The following is a 26,637-nucleotide window of genomic DNA, read 5'->3' on the forward strand; positions in this document are numbered from 1 at the left end:
TAAGGCCGTCTGAACGGATGTAAAGTCATGCCGTTCAGACGGCCTTTCAATACAGTTTGATGAATATGGACGATTTAATAGACAAGCTGCTTGAATCCCTTTGGCTGCAAGACAGGCTCAGCCACAATACGCTGCAAAGTTACCGCCGTGATTTGGTCAAAGTCGCCGCGCGGTTGGCCGAGTGCGGGCAGGATTGGTTGAGTGCCGATGAATTTGCCCTGTCTGATGCCGTGTATGCGGAGGGAGAAAAAAACACGTCCCAAGCGCGGGCATTGTCGGCTTGCAAGCGCATGTACGGCTGGTTGGAAGAAACGGGTCAAAGAGCAGACAATCCCACCCGTTTTCTCAAAGCGCCGAAATCGGAACGCAAACTGCCCACGCTGATTACCGAAGCCCAAATCGATGCGCTGCTGGCTGCGCCGGAGGTGGAAACGCCGCACGGACTGCGCGACAAAGCCTTACTCGAAGTCATGTATGCAACAGGCTTGCGCGTGACCGAAGCCGTCAAATTGACGCTCAGCGATATCGATTTACATCGCGGCAGTATCCGCACCATAGGCAAGGGCGACAAATTACGTTTGGTTCCGTTGGGGCAGGAAGCGGCATATTGGGTGGAACGCTATTGCAACGAATCGCGCCCATTGTTGCTGAAAAACAAAATTTGCGACGAAGTGTTTGTCAGCCAGAAGCGCAGCGGCATCAGCCGTCAGCTTGCATGGATGATAGTTAAAGAATATGCCGAAGCAGCCGGTATTGCTTCGCTCAGCCCGCACGGTTTGCGCCATGCTTTTGCCACGCATTTGGTCAATCACGGCGTTGATTTGCGCTCAGTCCAGATGATGTTGGGACATTCCGATATCAACACCACGCAGATTTATACCCATGTTGCCAATATCCGTTTGAAAAACATGGTCGATGAACACCATTCCCGTTCATAAATAAAGGCGGCATCTCGAAGATGCCGCTTTTTGTTATTGAGGCCGTCTGAAAGGTTATCAAACTTTAAAATTATAAAATATCAATCAAAATATAAAATTTCATAGAAAAATTTCAAAGCAAAAGGGCTGTGCCAATATTGCAATGCAAACCGTTTTTATTTATATTTACGTTCAAGAATAAATCCTACTCTCAATTACAGAGGGTAACAAAATAATTGGAGCACATCATGTTCGTATGCATCTGCAATGCCATTACTGACCACGACATCAAAGAGACCATCGCCGCCGGTGCAACCACCATGAGCGATTTGCAGGCTCAATTAGGCGTGGCGACTTGTTGCGGTTGCTGCGGCGAATTGGCAGCGTCATTTTTGACTGCAAGCAGTGCCCAAAATACTGTGACTGCCGGTATCAACGTTCAGTCTTAATTTCAGAATACACATAAAGGCCGTCTGAAGGCGTGACAGAAATCCTTGATTTCGTTTCGCGCCTGTTCAGACGGCCTTTGTCATGCCTGTATGGTTTGGAAGCATTTTGCTATACAATGGCCGCTTTTGTCCCTCTGAGAGTAACTGCCATGAAACTGACCTTGATGTTTCGGGAATATTGCAGCTTGTGCCATAAAATGCGCGAACAATTAAAGCCTTATCAGGAGCAATTTGGATTTGAGCTGGATATTGTCGATGTTGATGAAGATCCGGTTTTAGAAGAAAAGTACAATGAGCTGGTGCCTGTTTTGCTGGATGGCGATACCGAAATCTGCCATTGGTTTTTGGATGAAGAAAAACTGAAAGCGCATTTGAGCGCGTAACAAACCGTTGACCATATTATCTTTCAGACGGCCTTTGGCTGTTTAGGCCGTCTGAACATTAATTTTATTATGACTGAAAAACTTTCTCCCGATGCGCTGATTGAAGCGGCGCTGTTAACGCAAGTCGAACCTTTAAACGAAAAAGCTATGCGCGAATTATGCGTGCCGCCGTTGTCGCAAGACAAGCTGATTGATGTGTTGGCGCAATTGAAGGCTCGCTGGCAGGGCAGGGCTTTGCAACTGGTGCATACCCATGAGGGCTGGCGCTTCCAAATCGCCCAAGCTGCATTTGAACGGCTGGGCAGCCTGCAAGAGCAGCGCGCGCCGCGTTATTCTCGCGCCGTAATGGAAACGCTGGCGATTATTGCCTATCAGCAACCGGTAACGCGTGGCGATATCGAAGGCATACGCGGCGTGGCGGTGTCGCAAAATGTAATGCAAACTTTGCAGGATAGGGGCTGGATTGAAGTCATCGGCCACCGTGATTCTGTCGGCCGTCCGGCTTTGTGGGCGACAACGGCAACATTCTTAAGTGATTTGCGGTTGGAAAGTTTGGAAGAATTGCCGCCGCTGACTGAATTGGGCGAGTTGGTGTTGCCTGATTTGATGGAAACGCCGCCGACAGGTGATGAGGAGGCTGAAGAAGCAGTTGAATCAGGAAACAGACTGATTAACTGATTTGAATGTAAAGGCCGTCTGAAACAATCGTGTTTCAGATTGCAACAAGATGAGCCGTCGGTAGAGCTGGTGGTGCATAAAGGGACGGTAATGGATTTTGTCTATGGGATTAAATCCGTAAAGCGGGAAATTACCGACCAGTTGATTCGTGAAGACAGCCTGCCTCATTTCAAATATGCGGTAACGTTCATACCGTTGACGTATTTCTCGGATGGGCGCGATGGATACGATGTGCAATATATGACGCAAAAAGAATTGATTGCCGATATGCTTAAGCAGTATGAGCGTTATCTAAACCTGCTTGCCGGAGTGGGGCAGGAATTGATGGGGCATGAACAAGTAGAGCTGGCAGAGTAAAATAAATTTAGGCCGTCTGAACATGTAGCAATATTCAGACGGCCTTTTTATTGTCTGCTTAAAAAATAATTTGTTTAAAATAAATATCTTAGATAAATTATAAGAAAAATCTGATTTAAACTATAAAAAATCTTAGTTATAATCAGCTTATCTAAAGTTATTCCGCATAGGTGCGGGTGATTTACTAAGGAATACTGCAATGCTGTTGGCACTTTCTTTGCGTGATTTTGTCATTGTTGAAAACCTAAATCTTGATTTTCAAAACGGCTTTACCGTATTGACGGGCGAGACCGGTGCAGGCAAATCGATTACTCTGGATGCGATTGGCCTGTTGTTGGGCGATAAGGCCGATTACAGCCAAGTGCGCAGCGGCGCCAAAGAAGCGCAGTTGTCGGCTTTGTTCGACATCAGCGGTTTGCCCGAACTGAAAGCGCAGCTGCAGGAGCAAGGCCTTTTGGAAGAAGATGCTGAAGAGCTCAGCATCCGCCGTATTATCGATGCCAAGGGTAAAAGCCGCAGTTATATCAATAATCAGGCAGCAACATTGGCGCAGCTGAAAGCCATCGGCGAGCAGTTAATCGATATTCACGGCCAAAATGCCCATCATTCGCTGAATCAAGAGTCTGCGCAACGCGAGTTGTTGGATGCGTTTGCCGGCAGCAAAGAGCAGGCAGAAACGGTCAAACAGCTTTATCAAAATTGGGTTAATGCGAAAAAGGCACTGCAAGAAGCACAAGAGCAGGCAGAAACCATGGCCATTGAGCGTGAGCGTTTGGAATGGCAGTTTAATGAATTGAACCAATTGGAGCTTAAACCCAATGAATGGGAAGCCTTAAGCCAAAGCCACGACAGCCTGGCGCATTCGGCTGAGTTGCTGCAAACCGCCGAACAAGTAGGCGACAGTATAGACGGGGACAACGGCATCCAACGTCAAATCTACCAATGCCAAAAACTGCTGGGCAATCTGCAAAACATTGAGCCGCGCTTTGCCGAGAGCCTGAATATGTTGGCAAGTATTGAAGCAGAATTGGGTGAAATCAGTGCCAATATGCGCGATGTGGCCGGTCGCAGCGATATCGATCCTAATGAATTGGCCGCACAAGAAAGCCGCATGGGCGAATTGATGAGCATGGCGCGCAAATACCGTATTGAGCCGGAAGAGTTGCCGCAAAAGCTGGCAGAAATCGACGAGCGCCTGCAAAACCTGCAAGCGGCTGCCGATTTGGAAGCCTTGGAAAATACAGTCGCACGCAATCTTGCAGAATACCACGAAGCCACGCATATTCTCTCCGCCATGCGCCATCAGGCGGCCGGCCGTTTGGGCGAAGAGACCACCGAGCATATGCAGCATTTGGCCATGAAAGGCGCACGTTTTGATATCGTCTTGTTGCCGTCTTCGCCGACCGCACATGGTCTGGAGCAGGTACAATTCCAAGTGGCGGCGAATAAAGGCAATCCGTCCCGTCCTTTGAACAAAGTGGCTTCCGGCGGCGAATTGGCGCGTATCAGCTTGGCTTTGCAAGTGGTTGCCAGCCAATACACGCAAGTGCCGACATTAATTTTTGACGAAGTGGATACCGGTATTGGTGGCGGCGTCGCTGAAATGGTCGGTAAAGCTTTGCGTGCCTTAGGTAAAAAACATCAAGTCTTGGCGGTAACCCATCTTCCTCAAGTTGCCTCTTGCGGTGAAAACCATTGGCAGGTGCGCAAGCATAGCAAAGGCGAACAAACCGTCAGCGAAATCAGCGTATTGAACCATCATCAGCGCATTGAGGAAATCGCGCGTATGCTGGGTGGCGAAATCATTACCGATACCACACGCAGCCATGCCGCCGAACTCTTGCATTTGGCAGCCGCCTAAAAGCCTCAAGGCCGTCTGAAAATAGAATTCAGACGGCCTTTTCTATATTTTGCCACCTTTTCAGGCAGGCAGAATACAAGGTATGATTATATTGTCTGTTTACAAGGAAATTTTGATGAAAGTCCTGTTTATCGCCGATCCGATGGCAAGTTTTAAAACCTATAAAGACACTACTTACGCCATGATGCGTGAAATGGCAAAGCGCGGTTGGCAGCTTTTTCATACCTTGAGCGGAGAATTGTCCGTCCGTGAAGGCTTGGTGGTGGCTCAGGCAGCGGCATTTGAGTTTGTCGGCGCGAAGAACGATGACGATCATGAATGGTTTAAAGCAGAGGCAAAAGTTCAGACGGCCTTAAAAGATTTCGATGCGGTCATTATGCGCACTGATCCGCCGTTTGATATGCAATATCTGTACGCGACCCAGTTTTTAACGTTGGCGCAGCAGCAGGGCGCAAAAGTGTTTAACAGCGGGCAAGCAATGCGCGATTTCAATGAGAAATTGGCGATTTTGAACTTCAGCCAGTTTACCGCGCCAACTTTGGTTACCACACGTTCTGCCGATGTCCGTGCCTTTTTGAAAGAACACGGTAACATCATCATCAAACCTTTGGACGGCATGGGTGGTATGGGCATTTTCCGCCTGACCGAATCCGATCCCAATATCGGCAGTATTTTGGAAACCCTGATGCAGCTTGATTCACGCACCATCATGGCGCAACGTTATATTCCTGAAATCGTACATGGCGACAAGCGCATTCTGATTATCGGCGGGGAAGTTGTTCCGTATGCTTTGGCGCGCATTCCGCAAAATGGCGAAACACGCGGCAACTTGGCTGCCGGTGGCCGCGGCGTGGCGCAGGAGTTGAGCGAGCGCGACCGTGAGATCGCAGAAACCCTTGCGCCTGAATTGAAGCACCGCGGTATTTTGCTTGCTGGTTTGGATGTCATCGGCAGCAACCTGACCGAAGTCAACGTAACCAGCCCGACCGGCTTCCAAGAAATCATGAAGCAAAAAGATTTCGACGTTGCCGCCATGTTCGCAGATGCCGTGGCATCTTGGGCAAAACAATAAATCCAAAGGCCGTCTGAAAATTGATCCGACCGTTTTTTTCAGACTGCCTTTTTATGTTGAGTATATGATGAAACCATCTTCCTACGCTTCCGAGAAAAAAGGAAAAAACGGTATCAAGCGCATTATCAATGCGTTTGGTTATTCCAAAGACGGACTGGCTGCCGCGTATCGTTATGAAAGCGCATTTCGCCAAGTTTTTTGGCTGAACCTGATTTTAATTGTCTTGGCTTTGTTCCTTGATTTCGGCCCGGTCACCAAAATGGTGCTTGTTGTCGCATCGTTTATTTCACTGATTACCGAATTGTTTAATACCGCCATCGAGGCAGCTGTTGACCATACCTCTACTGAAAAACACGAGCTGGCCAAGCGTGCCAAAGATGCCGGTTCGGCCGCGCAACTGATGGCTTTGTTAATGTTATTTATTGTTTGGATTGTTGCATTAACTGCTTAGAAATGTGGTAATATGGTAATTCATTAGGATTAGATAGTATTACTTAATCTATATCAAAGTTCTCAGACGGCCTTCGGTTGTAAGATGAAGGCTGTATATCCCAGCCATTTGGCAAACATAAGGAGCAAAACATGAAAAAATTAATGGCAACCCTGATTCTGGCAGGCTTGGCAACTTCCGTATCTGCAGCCGGTATCCATATTGAAGACGGTTGGGCACGTTCTACCGTTGAAGGTATGAAAATGGGTGGCGCATTCATGAAAATCCACAACGATGAAGCTAAAAAAGACTTCTTGGTTGGCGGCAGCAGCCCGGTAGCCGAGCGTATCGAAGTACATACCCATGTAAACGACAACGGCGTAATGCGCATGCGCGAAGTTAAAGGCGGCATCCCGCTGGAAGAAAAAGGCGTAACCGAGCTGAAACCAGGCAGCTACCACGTTATGTTCATGGGTCTGAAAAAACCGCTGAAAGAAGGCGAAAAAGTACCTGTTACCCTGAAATTCAAAAATGCCAAACCTCAAACCGTACAACTGGAAGTGAAAACCGCACCGCAATCCGGCATGGATCACGGTCACGGTCATGGTCACGGTGGCGCGCATCAACACTAATTGCTTGAATTTTCATATAAAGGCCGTCTGAAAGTCATTAGGCTTTCAGACGGCCTTTTCTGTCGTTAAATCAAAATGTGCTAAAATCACGCTTTAAAAAATGTATTTAAAACCCACATTCCCCTCATGAATACTACCAACACACCAACAAACATCATCGTCGGCCTTTCCGGCGGCGTCGATTCATCCGTTACCGCGGCCCTGCTCAAACAGCAAGGCCATCAAATCAGCGGTGTGTTCATGCAGAACTGGGAAGATGACGACAACGACGAATATTGCAGCATCAAACAAGACTCCTTTGATGCCATTGCCGTTGCCGATATCATCGGTATCGATATCAACATCGTCAATTTTGCCGCGCAATATAAAGACAATGTATTTGCCTATTTCCTCAAAGAATACAGCGCAGGCCGCACGCCAAATCCGGATGTCTTGTGCAATGCCGAAATCAAATTCAAATGCTTTTTGGATTATGCCATTGAGCAGGGCGCCGATACCATTGCCACCGGACACTATGCCCGCAAAGAAGTTCGCAATGGCGTGCATTACCTGCTCAAAGGCTTGGATCAAAACAAAGACCAAAGCTATTTCCTGTACCGTCTCAAGCCTTTCCAACTCGAACGCGCGATTTTCCCATTGGGCGAGTTGGAAAAGCCTGAAGTACGCCGTCTTGCCGAAGAATTCAAATTACCGACTGCAACCAAAAAAGACAGTACCGGTATTTGCTTTATCGGCGAACGCCCGTTCCGCGAATTTCTGCAAAAATACCTGCCGACCAATAATGGCAAAATGGTTACCCCTGAAGGCAAAGTAGTCGGCGAACACGTCGGCTTGATGTTTTACACGCTGGGCCAACGCAAAGGCTTGGGTATCGGTGGCGCAGGCGAGCCATGGTTTGTCGCGGCCAAGGATTTGACCCAAAACGAACTGATTGTCGTACAAGGCCATGACCATCCTTTGCTTTATACGCAAAGCTTGGTGATGAACGATTTGAGTTTCACATTGCCCGAACGCCCGAAAGAAGGACGCTATACCTGCAAAACGCGCTACCGTATGGCTGACGCGCCTTGTACGTTGCGTTACTTGGATGATGAAACCGTCGAGCTTGTCTTTGACGAGCCGCAATGGGCGGTAACCCCCGGACAATCTGCGGTACTGTATGACGGCGATGTGTGCTTGGGCGGCGGTATCATCATGTCCACCGACAAGCCTGTCATTATTACTGCTTAATAAAAGGGCCATCTGAAAACGAAGCGGCGGATTGAAATAAAGCCTTTCAGACGGCCTCGATTTCAAAAAACGACTAAATATAAAGACTGATCAATATGGAAAAACTCTGGCTCAAAAGCTATGAACAAGGCGTAAACCCTGAAATCGATATTTCTCAATACAGCTCCATCAGCGACGTATTCCGTCAAAGTGTCGAAAAATTTGCGGATAAACCTGCTTTTCAAAACATGGGCAAAACGCTGACTTATGCCGAAGTGGGCAAGTTGGCGACCGATTTTGCGTCTTACCTGCAAAACGTATTGAAACTGCCGCGTGGTGAGCGTGTGGCGATTATGATGCCGAACGTTTTGCAATATCCGATTGCGCTTTTCGGTATTTTGCAGGCAGGCTTGGTGGCAGTGAATACCAATCCGCTTTATACGCCGCGCGAGTTGGAGCATCAGTTGAAAGACAGTGGCGCGACAACGATTGTCGTGTTGGAGAACTTTGCCAATACGTTGGAGCTGGCGTTGCCGCGTACGCAAATCAAACATGTGATTGTCGCGTCGGTCGGCGAAATGTTCGGCATGATTAAAGGCGCGTTGATGAACTTCGTCATCCGCAAAGTGAAAAAAATGGTGCCGGAATACCGCATTCCCAATACCGTGACTTTTCAGACGGCCTTGAAGCAAGGTGCGGCAAATACGTTCAAACCAGTCGAGTTGACGCGCGATGATACTGCCTTGCTGCAATATACAGGCGGCACGACCGGTTTGGCGAAAGGCGCTGTCCTCAGTCACGGCAATATCTGCGCTAATATGTTGCAGGCAAAAGAATGGATTAAAAATAGCCTGCACGAAGGCGAAGAAACGGTCATTGCCGCGTTGCCGCTGTATCATATCTTTGCCTTGACGGTAAACCTGATGATCTTTGCGAATACCGGTTCTAAAATCATCCTGATTACCAATCCGCGCGACATGAAAGGATTTATCGGTGAATTGAAAAAAGAGCCGATTAGCGTGTTCATCGGTGTAAATACCCTGTTTAATGCGATGGTCAACCGTCCAGATTTTGCCGAAGTCGATTTTTCCCGTTTGAAGCTGACTTTGGGCGGCGGTATGGCAACGCAAAGAGCCGTGGCGGAAAAATGGAAAAAAATCACCGGTACGCCGATTGTGGAAGCCTACGGCTTGACCGAAGCCAGCCCGGGCGTATGTTGCAATCCTTTGAATATCGAAGCTTACAGCGGCGGTATCGGCCTGCCTGTTCCTTCAACTGAGATAGAATTGCGTGATGCAGACGGCAAAGAAGTGCCTATCGGACAACCGGGCGAATTGTGGGTGCGCGGCCCGCAAGTGATGAAAGGCTATTGGAATCGTCCTGAAGAAACCGCCAAAGCAATCGATGCACGCGGCTTTTTGGAGACCGGCGACATTGCCGTGATGGATGAAAAAGGCTGGCTGAAGCTGGTGGACCGCAAAAAAGATTTGATTGTGGTATCCGGTTTCAATGTGTATCCGAACGAAATCGAAGAAGTGGTGGCCGGCAACGACAAAGTCTTGGAAGTCGCCTGTATCGGCGTGAAAAGTGAGAAAACCGGTGAAGCGATTAAGGTCTTCGTTGTACGCAAAGATCCATCTTTGACTAAGGAAGAGTTGATCGATTTCTGCCGCAAAGAACTGACCGCTTATAAAGTGCCGAAAGACATCGAATTCCGCGACGAGTTGCCAAAATCCAACGTTGGCAAAATCCTGCGCCGCGAGCTGCGCTGATATATAGAAACAGTATGATAAGGCCGTCTGAAAACGTTATTTTCAGACGGCCTGAAGCTTTTGCCGTTTGCCAGAATATGTTGCTTCAAGTTAAAATCACACATTCCAACATGGGTATCACATCATGACTAAATTTATTTTCGTAACCGGCGGCGTTGTATCTTCTTTGGGTAAAGGTATCGCCGCCGCTTCTATTGCTACTATTCTCGAGTCGCGTGGCTTGAACGTGACCATGCTTAAGCTCGACCCGTATATCAACGTTGACCCGGGTACCATGAGTCCGTTTCAACACGGCGAAGTATTCGTGACCGATGACGGCGCGGAAACCGACCTCGACCTCGGTCACTACGAGCGTTTCATCAACGCCACCATGACCCGCCGCAACAGCTTCAGTACCGGCCAAGTCTATGAAAACGTGATTGCCAAAGAGCGTCGCGGCGATTATTTGGGCGGTACCGTACAAGTGATTCCGCATATTACCGATGAAATCAAACGCCGTATCCACGAAGGCGCGGCCGGTTATGATGTGGCGATTGTCGAAATCGGCGGTACAGTCGGCGATATCGAATCTTTGCCTTTCTTGGAAGCCATCCGCCAAATGCGCAGCCAGCTCGGCCGCAACAATACATTGTTTGCCCACCTGAGCTATGTTCCTTACATTGCCGCCGCCGGTGAAATCAAAACCAAACCGACCCAGCATACCGTTAAAGAAATGTTGAGCATCGGTTTGCAACCGGACATCCTGATCTGCCGTATGGACAGAGAAATGCCTGCGGACGAGCGCCGTAAGATTGCATTGTTCTGTAACGTTGAAGAACGTGCCATCGTGGGCAGTTACGATGTAGACAGCATTTACGAATGCCCTGAAATGCTGCATAACCAAGGCATCGACAGCATTATTACTGAGCAGCTCCAACTGAATGTCAAACAAGCCGATTTGACCGAATGGAAGAAAATCGTTCACGCGATTCGAAATCCGAAACATACCGTCAAAATCGCGATGGTCGGCAAATACGTTGATTTGACCGAGTCCTACAAATCATTGATCGAAGCCCTGAAACACGCCGGTATTCACACTGAAACCGACGTACAGATTACCTTTGTCGACAGCGAAAGCATCGAGAAGGGAAATGGCGATGTTTCCATGCTCAAAGGCATGGACGCGATTTTGGTGCCGGGCGGCTTCGGTTCACGCGGCGTGGAAGGCAAAATTGCCGCCGTACGCTATGCGCGTGAAAACAACGTACCATACTTGGGCATCTGCTTGGGTATGCAAATCGCCCTGATCGAATATGCCCGCGATGTTGCAGGCTTGAAAGGTGCGAACTCTACCGAGTTTGACTTGAAATGCGCCGCGCCTGTCGTTGCCCTGATTGACGAATGGCAAACTGCCGACGGTAGCGTAGAAACCCGTGACGAATCTGCCGATTTGGGCGGCACCATGCGTTTGGGTGCGCAAGAAGTTGACCTTAAACCGGGCAGCCTTGCCGCAAAAATCTACGGCAGCGAACATATCCGCGAACGCCATCGCCACCGCTACGAAGTTAACAACAACTATGTTCCTCAGTTGGAAAAAGCCGGTTTGGTCATCGGCGGCGTATCCGCAGGCCGCGAGCATTTGGTTGAAACCATCGAATTGCCAAATCATCCTTGGTTCTTCGCGTGTCAGTTCCATCCGGAATTTACTTCCAATCCGCGCAAAGGCCATCCTTTGTTCAGCGCGTTTGTGAAAGCCGCGTTGGGTAACAAAAAAGCCTGATTGATGTGATTGAAAAAGCACCCGTTTCCGGGTGCTTTTTTGTTTTCAGACGGCCTTAGAAGTTATTTGTCTTCATTGACTTCGCGGTCGTTCAAAGGTTGTACGGGACGGTTGTTTTCGCCGCCGATAATGTCGCGCATGGCTTTAAACTGCGCCGCATCTGCCTGAACCGGAGTTTTTAAGACAACCCAAGTAACGTTTTCGCTGCAAGGCGGCGTTGTCAGCGAGCCTTTCAGTTGGAAGGACTTGCTATCTTTAGGCAGCAGGGCTTGGATATTCAAGTTTTTTAACGTTACGGATTCGCCTGCTTTCAGTTTTTTGGCAGTGAGTGCGGATAAGGCAGGATTGTTTTTGCCCGGTTTAAATACAGAGCCGATGACTGCCAAAGTACCGTCTTCGGCTTGATGGACGAAATGCGCTTCCATCGGGAAATGTCTGCCTTTGAAAGTATGTTCGCTCGGCGTATGGAAGTGGAATTGTTTAAAGGTATAGGTTTTACCGTTAATCACGATGGTTTGGGCCTTGCCTTGCGGCGTGGCTTGAAGAGTATGGCCGTTATTTTCTACTTTGTAGTCGGCGACGTTGTAACGGTATGTCAGTTGTTTGCCTTTTACTGCTTTTGTTGTGGAGAAGTCCACTGGAGATTGCTGTTTGCCTGTTTTGCAGACAGCAAAGTCTTCACTCAAATCGCCCCAGTGTGCAGCATCGTTTTCACCTGTGTAAGACCAATGTGCATGATGGGTTTCGGCGGATACCGTTGCAGTAGAGACAGCCATTAGCAAAGATAAAAAGAGATGTTTGTTCAACATAAGGACTCCTATTTATTTATATTAGGTAAAAGGAAAAATTTATACCAAATAAATTATTGATATAAAAAAGCCTCTTTATAAGAAGAAAATTAATGATAGTGGCAATTGGAGAATGTTGGCTTGATATATGGCAAACATTTATCAAGCAATCATTTTTGATTAGATGATTACAATAATAAGGATGATTGTCCTTGCCATGACTTTGAATGGGAGAGGCCGTCTGAAATTTTTTCAGACGGCCTGTTTTATTTAAAAATGTTGTAAAAAGTCTAAACTCTAATGAATAAAAGTGTCTATCAAGATGAAAGTAGTTGTTTGTATCGTTGGAAAACATTAATATTGCTAAACGTGTTTTCACGAGATTTTAACTTTGTTTTGGAGAGAATAATGCAAAAATCGATTATCGCTTTGGTTATTGCCGGTTTGCCGCTGGCTGCCTCTGCAGAAGTCATTCTGTATGGTCAAATCAAAAGCAGCGTGACCGTTGGTCAAGTAAAAATCAAAGGTGACGCAGGTTCTGAAACCAGCTCTACCGCAACCAGCATCAATGACAATACCTCCCGTATCGGTTTTAAAGGTAGCGAGAACTTGGGCGGCGATTTGAAAGCCATCTGGCAAGTTGAACAAAAAACAGCCATTACCGGCGGCTCTCAAGGTTTTGCCAATCGCGATTCCTTCATCGGTTTGCAAGGTAAATTCGGTAAAGTCCGTGCCGGTAAACTCAGCAATATGCTGAACGAAATGGACACCATCGATCCGTGGATGTACAAAACCAATGCCGCAGGCTTGGGCATCTTTACCCGTACCGGCAACCGTAATGCCGCTGTACGCTACGACAGCCCGGATTTTGGCGGATTCAAATTCAACGTGTCTTACGCACCGCGCGACAACCGCAATCCTTCAGACAAATACACGCACACCCAAGCGGCCAAAGACCAATACACCGGCGGCGTGAGCTTCTCTAAAAACGGCTTTACTGCCAATGCGGCTTACGGCCACTACAACGGCGCGTACACCGACAATTCCGGCAAAGTCAAAGCGGCACAAATCGCCAAAGTTGAAACTTATTACGACAAAGACAATCTCTTTGTCGGCGGCGGCGTACACTATGCCAAAGGCCATGAGACAGCCAACGAATATTTAGGCTATTTCACCGATGGTTTTAATGAGTACAAGGGTAGTGACATCACTGCCGATTCAGGCAAATCTGAAGCCGTGAAAGTGGTTGATGCAGCAGTAACTGTCGGCTACAAATTGGGCAATGTCACCCCACGCATTACTTATGCACACGGCTGGCCTGCCAAGGGCGTGAACAGCGGCGAGAAATTGGTGGATAAATTCGACCAAGTCGTTGTCGGCGGCCAATACACCTTCAGTAAACGCACCGGCGTAGTTGCCCAACTGGCGTATCTGAAAGTCGGCAACAAAACCCGTCTGACTGCAGCCAACAAAGGCGGCGTTGAACAAAAAGCCGCTTCTGTGGGCCTGTATCACAAATTCTAAGCCGTCTTGAAAGACAAGGCCGTCTGAAAAATTTCAGACGGCCTTTTTGTTGATTAAAGCGGTTTATTTGTCGTGGTTGGTCAGCGTTGTGCCGTGACGGCCACCGCGTTCTTTCAAACGTTGTACCAAACCTTCGACCGTTGTCGGCATGCCGTCGACACAGAATGCCTGATACAGGGCGGTATGCAGGGCATCGTTGCGGCTGAACGCATTGCCGATCAGCTTCCAATCGCCTTTACGCGGCTCGATCCAGCGGTGGTTTACTGTGTCGCCGTAAGCGAATACTTTGTAAGACGAACGCTTATCGTTGCTGTAAGTAAAGGATGTGCGGGCGCAATAGAGGCCTTCGACGGAGAGGTTGTCGTAGCCTTTGTCGGAGCGCACGTTCAAGACGTAGCGGATGCTGTTGTCAGGCGCAGGCATGATTTGCAGGCTGCTGAGCAGGATTTTAGGCTGCTTGCCGTAGGTTTCGTTGACGTAGAGGTCGAACCAATCTCCCGATTGGGTATCGGGAAGGGGCGGCAACTCGGCTTTGTGTTCTTTAAATTCGCGTGCGGCAACTTCTTCAGGGCTTTCCTGATAACGCGTGTTGGTCAGCGTATCCTTTTGGCTGAAACCCAAAGCAAATGCTTGAGTCGCGGCAAGGCTGAGGGCAAGAAGGGCAAAACGGCGCATAGACAGCTCCAAAGTGAAAAACGGCTTTATTTTATGGGCTTGCAGGGTGGGGTGCAAGTAAGTGCGGTATAATTGACGTTAATTCTGATTAATATGACGAGTTTTCATCATGAATACACAAACTCTGGATGTCATTGGTTTGAAATGCCCGTTGCCGATTTTGCGTGCCAAAAAAGCTTTGGCGCAAATGCAGGAAGGAGAAGTGCTGACCGTATTGGCCACCGATGGCGGCGCGCCCGGCGATTTTGAAGCGTTTTGCCGTCAGACAGGGCATGTTTTGTTGGAATCGAGCGAAGCCGACGGCGTGTTCAAGCTGGTGTTGAAGCACAAATAAAGGCCGTCTGAAATGTCTAAAGCCGTCGCGTTGTCTGCCGCTGTATTGGCTGTCTGCCTGAATGCATGCGGCAATGAAGGCGTTTCGCCGCAGAACGCTGCCGATTATGCCCAAAATGTAACCGACTTGTTCCGCCAAAGCTGCGTGGCCACAGACGGCGATGCCGCCCTTGTCGGCGAGTTTGCCAATGCCAACAAACTGGTTTTATTGTCGAAAAAAGATATTGCCGATTTGCCTGCCGGAATGATGGATTTGGAGGCATTAAGCATTTGGAAGAAAACGGTAAACGGCGCGGATTATTATTTGAGCCTGACTGAAGACAGTTGCAGCGTGCGCACGGCTAAAGCCGACGGCCATCTGATTTTCAAACAATTTTTGGCTTTGGCAGAAAATCCGCCGCAAGGTTTGAACGCTGAGTTGCGTGCCGATAATTTGGTGGAAACCCCGTTGCCTATGCGTCAGATTTCCTACGCATGGCGCGCGTCCGGCAGTCCGAAAGAAACCTTGCTGACCGTTAAAACAACGTCGTCCGAGCATTTTCCGGTACAGGCTGTTTTTTATTTGACCCATCATTCTTACGACAATAAGGCCCCCGTTTTGCCTTAGGCCGGTTGACGATTGAAACATCAAATCGATAGAAACCGTTACCGCCGAATAAAGGCCGTCTGAAACATTATCAAACCAAACCACTCGAAAGTAAGCTATGCAAACCCTGACCATCATCCGCCCCGACGATATGCATTTACACCTGCGCGACGGCGACGCGCTCAAAGCTGTTGTCTCGTACACCGCCCGACAAATGGGTCGAGCCGTTATCATGCCCAACCTGAAGCCGCCCGTCGTCAGCGTTGCCGACGCCCAAGCATACAAAGAGCGCATTATGGCCGCCCTGCCAGAAGGCAGTAGCTTCCAGCCGTTGATGACGCTTTATTTGACCGATAACGCCACTCCCGAACTCGTGCGTGAAGCCAAGGCTGCCGGTATTGTGGCTTTCAAACTCTATCCAGCAGGCGCGACCACCAATTCCGATTCCGGCGTGACCGACTTGTTTAAGCTGATCCCCGTGTTGGAAGAAATGGCGAAACAGGGCATTTTGTTCTTGGTTCACGGCGAAGTAACCGATCCTGAAATCGATATTTTCGACCGCGAAGCCGCCTTTATCGAGCGCGTGATGAAGCCGGTTTTGGCGCAAGTGCCCAACCTCAAAGTCGTGTTTGAACACATCACCACTGCCGAGGCTGCACGACTGGTATTGGAAGCAGGCGATAATGTGGCCGCGTCTGTGACGCCGCAACACTTGCTGCTCAACCGCAACGACCTTTTGGTCGGCGGTGTGCGCCCTCATCATTTCTGCTTGCCTGTACTCAAACGCGAAACCCACCGTCAGGCTTTGGTTGCCGCCGTTACCGGCGATAAGGCGCACAAATTCTTCCTCGGCACGGACTCTGCGCCACATGCTAAAACTGCCAAAGAAAATGCTTGCGGTTGCGCCGGTATGTTCAGCGCAATGACGGCCATCGAGCTTTATGCCGAAGTGTTTGAGAAAGCAGGCGCGCTGGACAAACTGGAAGCCTTTGCTTCTAAAAACGGCCCATGTTTCTACGGTCTGCCTGAAAATACCGATACCATCACATTGGTCAAACAAACGCAAACCGTTCCTGCCAGCGTACCTTACGGCGATGGCGATCTTGTACCGATGAGGGCCGGCGGCGAGATTGAATGGACAGTGCAATATTAAATTTGCCGTCAATAAGGCATAAAAAGAAACAACCTGCTTGAAAGGGCAGGTTGTTTTTTATTGTCGTTCAGACGGCCTGTTATGGGGAGGGAAGACAAACAAGGCCGTCTGAAAACCAATTATTACGTTTAGTCTATCAACATGGGTTTCAGCGCTTCCCAAGCCTGCGGCAGTTGGGTAAAGCCGTCCGAAGCCATCAAATGGCCGCCTTCGGGGATATGGGTAACAGGGCTTTTAAGTTTGGCCGCCATGTCCAAAGTCAGTTCAGGCGGAACATGGGTGTCATTGTCGGAAACCAGACAGTGTTTGGGCATGTCGATTTTGCGCAGGATGTCGAAATCGGGGGACGCTGCTTTAATGTAGGCATCGAGCGCGGGCAGGGGCGGCAACGTATCGGCAAAACCGGCGGCAAGCAACAGACCGCCGATTTTTTGCGGCTGTTGGCGGCTGAGGAAGTGAAGGAGGGTAATGCAACCGAGGCTGTGGCCGACTAGGAAGGTATGGGCATCAGGCTTGCCGATGTGCTGGTCAAGGGTAAACTGCCACGCGGTCGTGCTTGGTTTGTCGGGATTGGGCATGGCAAGGGAGATTGCTTGTGCGCCGGTGCTTTTGACTTGGGCGCAAAGCCAGTCAAACCAGTTGCCGTGCGGATTGCCTTCAAAGCCATGTACGATATAAACGCGTCGATTCATGTTTCTCCTCCTTCAGACGGCCTGAGATTTTGTCTAAATCTCTGCCTGTAAGCGTTTATTATACCATGTTTGTTTATGTTTTATTGTTTGCCGCTTTGTAAGGATGGTTGATTAAGCTTTTGTTGTTAAATGATATTTGCAAGAATAATAAAGCAAACAACACGGCAGTGGCGGATGACTTTGCCGTGTTGTTCGGGTTTGAAATATATAGGGGCCGTCTGAAAAAGGGAAAGAATGGTTTGTTTGTTGCAAAGATGTTTTTGTTATATTGCAAGGCCGTGTTTTTCAGACGGCCTTTACGCTTTAACTTATTTTTAACCCGATTTCTCTGACGAAGTGCCTGTCTTGGCGTACACTTTGGTCTTTTATAAATGAGAATGGTTTATGTATCACGGCGAGAGATTTAATGCGTACAGCCATTTGGCCGGTTTCTTGTTGGCAGTGGCAGCCTTGGTGCTGATGCTGGTGAAAGCGGTAGAATCGGCGGACGGCTATCGGATTGCCGGTGCACTGACTTACGGAGTCTGCCTGCTGCTTCTGTATTTGGGCTCAACCTTATACCACAGTATTCCGCAGCCGAAGGCCAAGGCGATTTTGCAAAAGGTCGATCATTGCATGATTTATCTTTTAATTGCAGGCAGCTATACGCCGTTTACGCTGATTACCCTGCAGGGCGGTTGGGGCTGGTCGCTTTTCGGCGTGTCGTGGGGGCTGGCTTTGCTGGGCATTGTTCAGGAGCTGACGATCGGGCGCAAAAGCGAGAAGCGGTTGTTGTCGATGGTGATTTATGTGTTGATGGGCTGGCTGATTGTGGTGGCGGTATGGCCGCTGATACAGTCGCTTTCGGCCGGCGGGTTGTTTTGGCTGGTGTTGGGCGGCGTATTGTATAGCGTGGGGATTTATTGGTTTATCAACGATACGAAAATCCGCCATGGCCACGGTATCTGGCACTTGTTTGTCTTGGCAGGCAGTTTGACGCAATTTATCAGCATTTATTTTTATGTGTTGTAGTTTCAGACGGCCTGGAATAAAAAACCTCTCAGTTTGACTGAGAGGTTTTTGTTTGTCGTCAACCTGGGTTTTTGTCGTGGAATTCGTGGAATTCATAGTTGTAGGTCAACTCTTTGCCAGCTTTGGTTTGCGCCAGATAATCGTCGTAAACAGCACGGATTTCCTTGCGCAGCAGGAAGAGGGCGATTAAGTTTGGTAAGACCATAAAGCCGTTGAACATATCGGACATACTCCAAACCAAATCCACTTTGCCCAATGTACCCAATACGATGGCCACCAAAACCAGCGCGCGGTAGATGCCCAAATGTTTGCCGCGGAACAGGAAGCGGATATTGGATTCGCCGAAGTAGTACCAGCCGATGATGGTGGTAAAGGCGAAGAAGGTCAGACAGACGGCGAGCAGTTGCGAACCGAAACCCGGGAAGGCTTTGTTAAACGCCAGTTGGGTAACCGCAGCGCCGGTTTCGCCGGACAGGTTGGCATCGGTCAGCAGGATAATCAGCGCGGTTGCCGTGCAGACCATCAGCGTATCGATAAAAATACCGATAAATGCAGCCATACCTTGTTGTACAGGGTGTTTGACGTTGGCGGTCGCATGAGCGTGTGGGGTCGAACCCATACCGGCTTCATTGGAAAACAGGCCGCGTGCCACACCGAAGCGGACTGCCTCGCGCATACCGATACCGGCTGCACCGCCCAATACCGCTTCAGGATTAAAGGCAGCGACAAAGATACTGTGGAACATCGGAATGATGTGGTCGGAGAATTTGAACAAAATAATCACGGCACACAAGATATAAATCACCGCCATAAACGGCACGACAAATTGCGCGATACCGGCAATGCGGTTGATGCCGCCGATGATGATCAGGCCGGCGAATACCGCCAAAGCAATGCCGACAGCCATCGGAGGAATATCGAAAGCCAAATTTATGGCCGAGGCGATAGAGTTGGATTGGGTCGCGTTACCGATAAAGCCCAGCGCGATAATCAAGGCAATGGAGAAAAAGCCGGACAGGAAACGCGCCGCACCACGGCCGATTTTCGGGGTCAGGCCGTGCGTAATGTAAAACGCAGGGCCGCCGATGTATTTGCCGTGGCTGACCACGCGGTATTTTTGCGCCAAAACGGCTTCTGCAAAAATAGTAGACATGCCCAAAATGGCAGACAACCACATCCAAAAAATGGCACCCGGGCCGCCGGCAGTAATCGCAGTGGCGACACCGGCAACGTTACCGGTACCGATTTGCGCGGAAATCGCCACGGCAAGCGCTTGAAATTGAGACAGGGATTTGCCTTCGTGGTCTTTGTTTTTTTTGCTGAACAAGCCGCCGAAAACGGCTTTAAAACCCGTCCCCAATTTGGTTATTTGCGGCGCGCCCAAGTACAGGGTAAAAAACAGGCCGATACCGATTAAGGCATAAATCAGCAGGTAGTCCCAAAGAACCTGATTGACTGCACCCACCAGAGCAGACAATATTTCTTCCATAATAAAACCTTTAATAAAAACAATAAAAATAAAATGATACGGGTAACTACCCCCTCTCATTTTTCATGGTTGGCAACATCGGCGAGCAGGCCGTTTTGCCATTCGATACCGGTTAAGTTGTTAACAATTTTGACCGGTTTTGTCATCATACCGTAAACCTTCGTGAATTAAAACGAAAAACTGACAAAGGTTTGCCGCCAATGTGCTTCTTTATTTAAAAAAGGTTTCTTTGTTTTCAGACGGCCTGTTTTTGCAAATATTCGGGCTGTCTGAATATTTTGGCTAAAGGCAACTTATGATAAAATGCACGCCTTACAAATGAAGCAAATTCCGCCTCAACGCGTGAAAAAACGAAAGGAATCAATATGGCAGGCCATAGTAAGTGGGCAAATATCCAACACAAAAAAGCCCGACAAGATGCCAAACGCGGCAAAATCTTCACCCGTCTGATTAAAGAAATTACCGTTGCTGCCCGTATGGGCGGCGGCGACCCCGGCGCAAACCCGCGCCTGCGCCTGGCTTTGGAAAAAGCCGCTGAAAACAATATGCCTAAAGACAACGTGCAACGTGCCATCGATAAAGGTACGGGCAATCTGGAAGGCGTGGAATACATCGAGTTGCGTTACGAAGGCTACGGCATCGGCGGCGCGGCTTTGATGGTGGACTGTCTGACCGACAACAAAACCCGTACCGTTGCCGATGTGCGCCATGCGTTCACTAAAAACGGCGGCAACTTGGGTACCGACGGTTGCGTAGCGTTCAACTTCGTTCATCAAGGTTATTTGGTGTTTGAACCGGGCGTTGACGAAGATGCGCTGATGGAAGCGGCTTTGGAGGCAGGTGCGGAAGACGTGATCACCAACGACGACGGTTCCATCGAAGTGATTACCGCGCCGAACGACTGGGCTGCTGTAAAATCGGCTTTGGAAGCGGCAGGTTGCAAATCTGTTGACGGCGACGTTACCATGCGCGCCCAAAACGAAACCGAGTTGAGCGGCGAAGATGCGGTTAAGATGCAAAAACTGATTGACGCATTGGAAGATTTGGACGACGTACAAGACGTTTATACTTCTGCAGTGTTGAATCTGGACTAAACAGTTTAAAGAACAAAAGGCCGTCTGAAATTTCAGACGGCCTTTTTATATCGAAACCAATCAGATTTTTCTGGTTTTCAACCAAGCCCAAAGCAGCAGCAATACGACAAAGCCGAAATACAAAATACTCCACACTGGCAGGGCAACGCCGAATAGATAGTCCGGCTCGGCGCAGTTGCCAAAGCCGCGGACGATGGGTTCAAACCAATCGAACAAAGGCCAGTCACGCAGGCGGAAAGTCCAAGGTGCGCCACAAGAAGGGGCGGTGCCGGGCGGCAGGCTTTGCAGCCAAATTTGATAGGCGGCGACACCTGCTCCGTAAACGGCCGGAGCGGCAATCAACAATGCCGAGAGCGAGCGGGCAAATTTGGAAGATTGAGAACTGAATGCCGTAACAATGGCCAACAGCCCGACAGCCAATACGCACAAGCGTTGCAGGATGCACAATACGCACGGGTTCATACCCAAAACGTATTGTGAAATAAAGGAGCCGCAGGCGGCAAATATGGAGAGGACGACTAAAAATAAAACAGTCTTGCGGAAAAAGTTCATAACATAAAACCTTTCAGACGGCCTGGACGCAAAACAGCCGATCAATAATGTTTACTTTAACACAAAACGCATATGCTTTTTTCGGTTTGACGGTTTTTTGCGTATGTTTGTTGATGTTGCGTAACCATAAATATGGAAACAAAAATGTGTTCCATATTGAAAAGGCCGTCTGAAATGTTCAGACGGCCTTTAGGGGAGAGACGTTTTATTTTTTCCCGTGAGATTTTTTGACATCTGCTTCAGTAATCGTACCGCCGCCATTATTAAAGGCGTTCATGATGTAAGTGGCAACGGCGGCGACATCGGCATCGTTGATGGCGGTAGCAGGCATGAAGCCGTTGTAGGATTTGCCGTTTACTTTAATCGGGCCGTTGATGCCTTTGGTCATGCTTTGCAACAGGGCTTGCGGTTTTTTGTTGATATAGTCGGACTGGAATAAAGGCGGAAACATGGCACCCCGGCCTTCCCCTTTTTTACCGTGGCAGGCAGCGCAGTTGGTTTCGTAAATTTTTTGTCCTTTGCTCATCAGAGCGGCATCAGCGGCAAAAGCAGTTGGGATGCTGAGTGCGGTCAGAAGGAGCAGGATAGGGCGGAGTGCAGTCATGATGTGTTCCTTTTTGAGTAGTGTTTTTGATGGCCACACGCTTGGTTTGCGTTTTAATAGCTTGATGATAACGCTAAAGGCCGTCTGAAAGTGAATTTTTCAGACGGCCTTTGGTTTAGGTCAAATCCAGCCTTGCAGATTGGCCCGACTTAATTGTGCAAGTGCGGCAATCCAGTCGGCGGAATCGTTGAGACAGGGGATGTAACGGTATTCTTTGCCGCCTGCGGCGTAGAATTGTTCGCGTCCCATAATGGCGATTTCTTCCATGGTTTCGAGGCAGTCGGCTAGGAAGCCGGGACAGAATACGTCGAGTTTGGTTGTGCCTTGTTTCGGCAGCTGATCAAACAGGGCTTGCGTGCTGGGCTTGACCCATTGGGATTTGCCAAACTGGCTTTGGAAAGAAACAATGTATTCTTGTTCGGACAAGCACAATGCCTGCGCCAACAGCTTGGCAGTATGGTGGCACTCGTCAGGATAGGGGTCGCCGTCATCGTGATGCTTTTGCGGAATACCGTGGAAACTCAACATCAGTTTTTCGCTGCGTCCGTTTTGAGCCCAATAGGCTTCAATATGCTGCTTCATGGCTTGAATATAGGCGGCATCGTCGTAGTAACGGGAGACGGTGCGGACGCTCATTTGGTTGCGTTGCAGCAATAACTCTTGAAACACTTTGTCCAAAGCCGCGCCGGTAGAAGAGCCGGCATATTGCGGATAGAGCGGGATGACCAGTAATTTGCCCACGCCTTGGGCTTTGAGTTCCGCCAAAACGTCGGCAACGCTTGGATTGCCGTAAGTCATGGCATGACGGACGATGACATCGGGCAAATGTTTGGCCAGGGCTTCTGCTTGGCGGTGTGTGTAAACCTCAAGCGGCGAACCTTCTTTAAACCAAACTTTTTCATAGGCATGCGCGCTTTTTTTCGGGCGAAAAGTCAATACCAAGCCGCGCAATATCGGTTGCCATAGGAGCTTGGGCAGTTCGACAACACGTTGATCGGACAGAAATTCTTTCAAGTAAGGCTTAACTGCGGTAGCAGTGGGCGCGTCAGGCGTGCCGAGGTTGAGCAGCAGGACGGCGGTACGGTTTTGTGCGGTGTAGGCTAAGGGTGGTTCGGTATGGAAACGGGACATGATTGTGCTTTATTAATTAAGAATATTGAGGCCGTCTGAAAAGCAGTTTGAATTAAATCTGATTTCAGACGGCCTTTAAAAGGATTAATCCACACCGCGGGCACGGTTTTCATGGAATTGTGCCTGCCAATCGGTAAATTTGCCTTGTTCGATGGCTTCGCGCATTTCTGCCATGATGACTTGGTAGAAGTGCAGATTGTGGATGGTGTTGAGCTGTGCGCCCAAGATTTCGCCGACACGATGCAGATGGTGCAGGTAGGAGCGGCTGAAATTCTGACAGGCGTAGCAGGTGCAGCTTTCATCAATCGGACGCTTGTCGAGTTTGTGTTTGGTGTTTTTGATTTTCAAATCGCCAAAACGGGTAAACAGCCAGCCGTTACGCGCATTGCGGGTAGGCATGACGCAGTCGAACATATCCACGCCGTGTGCCACGCCGTACACCAAATCTTCAGGCGTGCCGACGCCCATCAAATAATGTGGCTTGTGTTCCGGCAGGATAGGGCCGACGGCGCGCAACATACGGTACATTTCGGGCTTAGGTTCGCCAACAGACAAGCCGCCGATGGCCAAGCCGGGGAAGTCGAGCTCTTCCAAGCCTTTCAGCGATTCTTCGCGCAAATCTTCATACATCGCGCCTTGTACGATGCCAAACAGCGCATTCGGGTTTTTCAGGTCTTCAAAAGCCTTTTTGCTTCGTTCCGCCCAGCGCAGGCTCATTTGCAGCGATTTTTGCGCTTGGCTGTGCGTTGCCTCGCCCGGGGTGCATTCGTCCAGCTGCATCACGATGTCGGAATTCAATACGGTTTGGATTTTCATCGACACTTCGGGCGAGAGGAACAGTTTGTCGCCGTTGATCGGGCTTTGGAATGTACAGCCTTCTTCGGTCAGCTTGCGCATGTCGGACAATGAGAATACTTGGAAACCGCCTGAGTCGGTCAAAATCGGCTTATCCCAGCCGATAAATTCGTGCAGGCCGCCGAATTGTTCGATGACTTCCAAACCGGGGCGCAGCCACAGATGGTAAGTGTTGCCTAAGATGATTTGTGCTTTGATGTCATGCAGGTTTTGCGGGTTCATCGCTTTGACCGAACCATATGTGCCGACCGGCATAAATACCGGCGTTTCGATTTTGCCGTGGTTCAGTTCCAAAGTGCCGCGTCGGGCATGACCGTCTTTCTTGTGTAAGGTAAATTTAAGCATAGTAATAATAGATTGGACGTTCGCGTGTGTGCGAAATGAAAGGGCAGATTATAAAGGATTTTTCGTTGGTTGACGGCTGGATTTTATCTTTGTCAAAACAATGCTTCAGACGGCCTGAATGACGGAGGAAATAAAAAATGAGGTATAAATCAAACAAAAATATCCAGGCCGTCTGAAAAGTATTTACAGATGCTTGCAAAAGGGAACACGCTTCGTTACAATAAGCGACTTAGATGAAGGCACATAGCTCAGTTGGTTAGAGCACCACCTTGACATGGTGGGGGTCGTTGGTTCGAGTCCAATTGTGCCTACCAAATTTCCATAACGGCTTTATGCCGTTATTTTTTAATGTTTTGGAGCTTTCTGATGTTGAACATTACCTTGCCGGACGGTTCGGTCCGCCAATATGAATCACCCGTTACCGTGGCGCAAATTGCAGCGTCTATCGGTGCAGGTTTGGCAAAGGCAACGGTAGCGGGCAAGGTTAACGGTAAATTGGTGGATGCTTGCGATCCGATTACCGAAGATGCCCACGTTCAAATCATTACGCCTAAAGACAAAGAAGGTGTGGAAATTATCCGCCACTCCTGCGCACACTTGGTTGGTCATGCAGTCAAGCAGCTCTATCCTGATGCCAAAATGGTTATCGGCCCGGTGATTGAAGACGGGTTCTATTACGATATCGCAACTGAAAAACCATTTACGCCTGATGATGTGGCCGCTATCGAAGCGCGCATGAAAGAGTTGATTGCACAAGACTATGACGTTATTAAAGTGATGACGCCTCGTGCAGAAGCCATCAAAATTTTCCAAGATCGCGGCGAAGAGTACAAATTGCGTCTGATTGAAGACATGCCTGAAGTGGAAGCAATGGGCATGTATCATCATCAAGAATACGTCGATATGTGCCGCGGTCCTCACGTTCCCAATACCCGTTTCTTGAAAAACTTCAAGCTGACCAAGCTGGCAGGCGCATACTGGCGCGGCGACAGCAACAATGAAATGTTGCAACGTATTTACGGTACGGCTTGGGCAAGCAAAGATGAATTGAAAGCCTATATCCAACGTATCGAGGAAGCAGAAAAACGCGACCATCGTAAGCTGGGTAAACAATTGGATTTGTTCCACCTGCAAGATGAAGCGCCGGGTATGGTGTTCTGGCATCCTAAAGGCTGGGCTTTGTGGCAAGTGATTGAGCAGCATATGCGCAAAGAGTTGAATGCTGCCGGTTATAAAGAGGTTAAAACACCTCAGATTATGGATAAAACCTTCTGGGAAAAATCCGGCCACTGGGAAAACTATAAAGACAATATGTTTGTGACCAGTTCAGAAAAACGCGAATACGCGGTTAAACCGATGAACTGTCCGGGTCATGTGCAAATTTTCAATAACGGCTTGCGCTCATATCGCGATTTGCCAATGCGTTTGGCTGAGTTCGGTTCTTGCCACCGCAATGAACCAAGCGGTGCATTGCATGGTCTGATGCGTGTTCGTGGTTTTGTGCAGGATGATGCGCACATCTTCTGTACCGAAGATCAAATCGTTGATGAAGCACGTGCATTCAATGAATTGCTGGTTCGCATTTACAAACAATTCGGCTTCCATGATGTTGCTGTGAAGCTGTCCCTCCGCCCTGAACAACGTGCAGGTTCTGACGAAGTTTGGGATAAAGCCGAACAAGGTCTGCGTGATGCATTGACCGCTTGCGGCGTAGAGTGGGAAGAATTGCCTGGCGAAGGCGCATTCTATGGTCCTAAGATTGAGTACCATGTCAAAGATGCCTTGGGTCGCTCTTGGCAGTGCGGTACCCTGCAGTTGGACTTCGTATTGCCGGAGCGTTTGAATGCCGAATATGTAACTGAAAACAACGATCGTGCGCGTCCTGTAATGTTGCACCGTGCTATTTTGGGTTCATTGGAGCGCTTCATCGGTATTCTGATTGAAAACCATGCAGGCTCATTCCCATTGTGGCTTGCGCCGGTTCAAATGGTGATTATGAATATCACCGAGAACCAAGCAGATTATTGTCGTGAAGTGGCTACTAAATTGCAGGCGGCAGGTTTCCGTGTCGAATTGGATTTGCGTAACGAAAAAATCGGTTACAAAATCCGTGACAACAGCCAATACCGTTTCCCTTATCAAATCGTTGTCGGCGATAAAGAGAAACAAGAAAACAAAGTTGCGGTACGCCGCAAAGCAGAGGACTTGGGTTCTTTGAATGTAGATGATTTTATTGCACAATTGCAGCAAGAAATCACTGACGCCCTCGTCAATCATTAATTTTTA

26 protein-coding genes, 1 tRNA gene and 1 pseudogene are annotated in these 26,637 nt (G+C 48.9%); 20 read left to right on the plus strand and 8 right to left on the minus strand.

Annotated features, from left to right (window positions below; all coding sequences use genetic code 11):
- Nucleotides 1-59 precede the first annotated feature (59 nt).
- The 12 genes and pseudogenes from xerD (at nt 60) to FAH66_RS02040 (ending at nt 11,519) form a co-directional block, all read left to right on the plus strand.
- A complete protein-coding gene (gene xerD, locus FAH66_RS01985) occupies nt 60-938 on the plus strand; it encodes a site-specific tyrosine recombinase XerD (RefSeq protein ID WP_137040494.1) in 879 nt (292 codons plus the stop codon).
- A 227-nt stretch (nt 939-1,165) separates the two neighbouring features.
- Nucleotides 1,166-1,366 carry a (2Fe-2S)-binding protein gene (locus FAH66_RS01990; RefSeq protein WP_003681978.1) on the plus strand — a complete coding sequence of 67 codons (201 nt, stop codon included), beginning with the start codon at nt 1,166-1,168 and terminating at the stop codon, nt 1,364-1,366.
- 149 nt (nt 1,367-1,515) lie between these two features.
- Nucleotides 1,516-1,749, plus strand: coding sequence for a glutaredoxin family protein (locus tag FAH66_RS01995; RefSeq protein ID WP_036472354.1), 234 nt, complete (start codon nt 1,516-1,518; stop codon nt 1,747-1,749).
- Nucleotides 1,750-1,818: 69 nt separating this feature from the next.
- Nucleotides 1,819-2,427 (plus strand): SMC-Scp complex subunit ScpB, encoded by a 609-nt coding sequence (scpB, locus tag FAH66_RS02000; RefSeq protein ID WP_063067919.1) that lies wholly within the window; start codon nt 1,819-1,821, stop codon nt 2,425-2,427.
- A gap of 45 nt (nt 2,428-2,472) precedes the next feature.
- Nucleotides 2,473-2,784: pseudogene (locus tag FAH66_RS02005) on the plus strand (BCCT family transporter); the annotation flags it as partial.
- 199 nt (nt 2,785-2,983) lie between these two features.
- Entirely contained in the window at nt 2,984-4,645 is a 1,662-nt protein-coding gene (gene recN / locus FAH66_RS02010; protein WP_137040496.1) for a DNA repair protein RecN, read from the plus strand.
- A 115-nt stretch (nt 4,646-4,760) separates the two neighbouring features.
- Entirely contained in the window at nt 4,761-5,717 is a 957-nt protein-coding gene (gene gshB, locus FAH66_RS02015; protein WP_137040498.1) for a glutathione synthase, read from the plus strand.
- A gap of 67 nt (nt 5,718-5,784) precedes the next feature.
- Nucleotides 5,785-6,168 (plus strand): diacylglycerol kinase, encoded by a 384-nt coding sequence (locus FAH66_RS02020; protein ID WP_049350673.1) that lies wholly within the window; start codon nt 5,785-5,787, stop codon nt 6,166-6,168.
- Nucleotides 6,169-6,299: 131 nt separating this feature from the next.
- The gene (locus tag FAH66_RS02025; protein WP_070631623.1) at nt 6,300-6,779 is read left to right on the plus strand and encodes a copper chaperone PCu(A)C; all 480 of its coding nucleotides are present in this window, start codon (nt 6,300-6,302) and stop codon (nt 6,777-6,779) included.
- A gap of 126 nt (nt 6,780-6,905) precedes the next feature.
- Nucleotides 6,906-8,009, plus strand: coding sequence for a tRNA 2-thiouridine(34) synthase MnmA (gene mnmA, locus FAH66_RS02030; protein ID WP_137040500.1), 1,104 nt, complete (start codon nt 6,906-6,908; stop codon nt 8,007-8,009).
- A gap of 95 nt (nt 8,010-8,104) precedes the next feature.
- Nucleotides 8,105-9,760: an AMP-binding protein gene (locus FAH66_RS02035; protein WP_137040502.1), complete on the plus strand. Its 1,656-nt coding sequence runs from the start codon at nt 8,105-8,107 to the stop codon at nt 9,758-9,760.
- Between the two features lie 124 nt (nt 9,761-9,884).
- Complete coding sequence (locus tag FAH66_RS02040; RefSeq protein WP_137040504.1) at nt 9,885-11,519, plus strand: CTP synthase; 1,635 nt, start codon at nt 9,885-9,887, stop codon at nt 11,517-11,519.
- A gap of 62 nt (nt 11,520-11,581) precedes the next feature.
- On the opposite strand, the gene FAH66_RS02045 is transcribed toward FAH66_RS02040, so the two are convergent.
- Nucleotides 11,582-12,328 carry a carbonic anhydrase gene (locus tag FAH66_RS02045; RefSeq protein WP_137040506.1) on the minus strand — a complete coding sequence of 249 codons (747 nt, stop codon included), beginning with the start codon at nt 12,326-12,328 and terminating at the stop codon, nt 11,582-11,584.
- Between the two features lie 387 nt (nt 12,329-12,715).
- Between FAH66_RS02045 and FAH66_RS02050 the strand changes: the two genes are divergently transcribed.
- Nucleotides 12,716-13,831 carry a porin gene (locus FAH66_RS02050; protein ID WP_137040508.1) on the plus strand — a complete coding sequence of 372 codons (1,116 nt, stop codon included), beginning with the start codon at nt 12,716-12,718 and terminating at the stop codon, nt 13,829-13,831.
- 63 nt (nt 13,832-13,894) lie between these two features.
- Here the strand turns inward: FAH66_RS02050 and FAH66_RS02055 are convergent, their stop codons facing one another.
- On the minus strand, nt 13,895-14,506 hold the full coding sequence (locus FAH66_RS02055; RefSeq protein ID WP_070747752.1) for a CNP1-like family protein: 612 nt from the start codon (nt 14,504-14,506) through the stop codon (nt 13,895-13,897).
- Nucleotides 14,507-14,615: 109 nt separating this feature from the next.
- Between FAH66_RS02055 and FAH66_RS02060 the strand changes: the two genes are divergently transcribed.
- The 3 genes from FAH66_RS02060 to pyrC all read left to right on the plus strand — a co-directional run bounded on the left by FAH66_RS02060 (nt 14,616) and on the right by pyrC (nt 16,578).
- Nucleotides 14,616-14,840, plus strand: a complete 225-nt coding sequence (locus FAH66_RS02060) for a sulfurtransferase TusA family protein (protein ID WP_003681929.1) — start codon at nt 14,616-14,618, stop codon at nt 14,838-14,840.
- A gap of 12 nt (nt 14,841-14,852) precedes the next feature.
- A complete protein-coding gene (locus tag FAH66_RS02065; RefSeq protein ID WP_137040510.1) occupies nt 14,853-15,446 on the plus strand; it encodes an NMCC_0638 family (lipo)protein in 594 nt (197 codons plus the stop codon).
- Nucleotides 15,447-15,543: 97 nt separating this feature from the next.
- Nucleotides 15,544-16,578: a dihydroorotase gene (pyrC, locus tag FAH66_RS02070; RefSeq protein WP_137040512.1), complete on the plus strand. Its 1,035-nt coding sequence runs from the start codon at nt 15,544-15,546 to the stop codon at nt 16,576-16,578.
- A 128-nt stretch (nt 16,579-16,706) separates the two neighbouring features.
- Here the strand turns inward: pyrC and FAH66_RS02075 are convergent, their stop codons facing one another.
- Complete coding sequence (locus FAH66_RS02075) at nt 16,707-17,270, minus strand: RBBP9/YdeN family alpha/beta hydrolase (protein WP_137040514.1); 564 nt, start codon at nt 17,268-17,270, stop codon at nt 16,707-16,709.
- Nucleotides 17,271-17,654: 384 nt separating this feature from the next.
- On the opposite strand from FAH66_RS02075, the gene trhA reads away from it, so the two are divergent.
- Nucleotides 17,655-18,281, plus strand: coding sequence for a PAQR family membrane homeostasis protein TrhA (gene trhA / locus FAH66_RS02080; protein ID WP_049350640.1), 627 nt, complete (start codon nt 17,655-17,657; stop codon nt 18,279-18,281).
- A gap of 58 nt (nt 18,282-18,339) precedes the next feature.
- On the opposite strand, the gene FAH66_RS02085 is transcribed toward trhA, so the two are convergent.
- Nucleotides 18,340-19,770 (minus strand): alanine/glycine:cation symporter family protein, encoded by a 1,431-nt coding sequence (locus FAH66_RS02085; RefSeq protein ID WP_137040516.1) that lies wholly within the window; start codon nt 19,768-19,770, stop codon nt 18,340-18,342.
- Between the two features lie 365 nt (nt 19,771-20,135).
- Between FAH66_RS02085 and FAH66_RS02090 the strand changes: the two genes are divergently transcribed.
- On the plus strand, nt 20,136-20,864 hold the full coding sequence (locus FAH66_RS02090; protein WP_137040518.1) for a YebC/PmpR family DNA-binding transcriptional regulator: 729 nt from the start codon (nt 20,136-20,138) through the stop codon (nt 20,862-20,864).
- A gap of 60 nt (nt 20,865-20,924) precedes the next feature.
- Here the strand turns inward: FAH66_RS02090 and FAH66_RS02100 are convergent, their stop codons facing one another.
- From FAH66_RS02100 to tgt, 4 genes are all read right to left on the minus strand, one after another.
- Nucleotides 20,925-21,416: a disulfide bond formation protein B gene (locus FAH66_RS02100; RefSeq protein WP_003683060.1), complete on the minus strand. Its 492-nt coding sequence runs from the start codon at nt 21,414-21,416 to the stop codon at nt 20,925-20,927.
- Nucleotides 21,417-21,621: 205 nt separating this feature from the next.
- On the minus strand, nt 21,622-22,020 hold the full coding sequence (locus FAH66_RS02110; protein WP_137040522.1) for a c-type cytochrome: 399 nt from the start codon (nt 22,018-22,020) through the stop codon (nt 21,622-21,624).
- Between the two features lie 120 nt (nt 22,021-22,140).
- Nucleotides 22,141-23,151: a ferrochelatase gene (gene hemH, locus FAH66_RS02115; protein ID WP_137040524.1), complete on the minus strand. Its 1,011-nt coding sequence runs from the start codon at nt 23,149-23,151 to the stop codon at nt 22,141-22,143.
- A gap of 84 nt (nt 23,152-23,235) precedes the next feature.
- Entirely contained in the window at nt 23,236-24,351 is a 1,116-nt protein-coding gene (tgt, locus tag FAH66_RS02120) for a tRNA guanosine(34) transglycosylase Tgt (RefSeq protein WP_137040526.1), read from the minus strand.
- A 237-nt stretch (nt 24,352-24,588) separates the two neighbouring features.
- Between tgt and FAH66_RS02125 the strand changes: the two genes are divergently transcribed.
- Nucleotides 24,589-24,665: transfer RNA gene (locus FAH66_RS02125), tRNA-Val, on the plus strand.
- 52 nt (nt 24,666-24,717) lie between these two features.
- Entirely contained in the window at nt 24,718-26,631 is a 1,914-nt protein-coding gene (thrS, locus tag FAH66_RS02130; RefSeq protein ID WP_137040528.1) for a threonine--tRNA ligase, read from the plus strand.
- Nucleotides 26,632-26,637: the final 6 nt, after the last annotated feature.

The organism is Neisseria subflava (genome assembly GCF_005221305.1).
Lineage (GTDB): Bacteria > Pseudomonadota > Gammaproteobacteria > Burkholderiales > Neisseriaceae > Neisseria > Neisseria subflava.